Origin of the sequence: Bradyrhizobium mercantei (assembly GCF_001982635.1) — a bacterium.
GTDB lineage: Bacteria > Pseudomonadota > Alphaproteobacteria > Rhizobiales > Xanthobacteraceae > Bradyrhizobium > Bradyrhizobium mercantei.
Genome location: NZ_MKFI01000046.1, coordinates 1 through 909 on the forward strand (window position 1 = coordinate 1; position 909 = coordinate 909).

Genomic DNA, 909 nt, shown 5'->3' on the forward strand with positions numbered 1-909 from the left:
CGGCGAACGCAGCACGTCGTAACGACGAATACGCGTGGGCAGCGGCACCGGGCCGCGGACAACGGCGCCCGTGCGCTTGGCGGTGTCGACGATTTCAGCGGCCGATTGATCGATCAGCTTGTAATCGAAAGCCTTCAAGCGGATACGGATCTTTTGGTTTTTCATGGCGTTTCCTAAAGAACGAGGGGCGAGGGCGGCAGGCGCCCCCGCTGGTTGTGTGCTGCTTAAGTGATCCGAATTACTTCAGGATCTTGGCGACGACGCCGGCGCCGACGGTACGACCGCCTTCACGGATGGCGAAACGCAGACCTTCTTCCATGGCGATCGGGGCCAGCAGCTTGACGGTCATCGTCACGTTGTCGCCCGGCAGAACCATTTCCTTGTCGGCCGGCAGGTCGATCGTGCCCGTCACGTCCGTCGTGCGGAAGTAGAACTGGGGACGATAGCCGTTGAAGAACGGGGTGTGGCGGCCGCCTTCTTCCTTGGACAGGATGTACACCTCGGACGTGAAGTCCGTGTGCGGGGTGATCGAGCCCGGCTTGGCCAGAACCTGGCCGCGCTGGACGTCTTCACGCTTGGTGCCGCGCAGCAGGATGCCCACGTTGTCGCCGGCTTGACCTTGGTCCAGCAGCTTGCGGAACATTTCCACGCCGGTGCAGGTCGTCTTGACCGTCGGAACGATACCGACGATTTCGATTTCTTCGCCGACCTTGATGATGCCGCGTTCGATACGGCCGGTCACCACGGTGCCGCGACCCGAGATCGAGAACACGTCTTCCACCGGCATCAGGAACGCGCCGTCAACGGCACGTTCAGGCGTCGGGATGTAGGTGTCCAGGGCTTGGGCCAGCGACAGGATCGCTTGCTCGCCCAGTTCGCCCTTGTCGCCTTCCAGCGCCAGCTTGGCCG

At 62.7% G+C, this 909-nt stretch carries 2 protein-coding genes; both read right to left on the reverse strand.

What is annotated here, in order from left to right; all coding sequences use genetic code 11:
* Positions 1-165 (reverse strand): small ribosomal subunit protein uS10 (locus BI327_RS40810; RefSeq protein WP_143271813.1); only part of this gene is annotated, 165 nt, incomplete at its 3' end.
* A 73-nt stretch (positions 166-238) separates the two neighbouring features.
* A partial coding sequence (locus tag BI327_RS40815) for an EF-Tu C-terminal domain-related protein (protein WP_245335085.1) occupies positions 239-909 on the reverse strand: 671 nt, incomplete at its 5' end.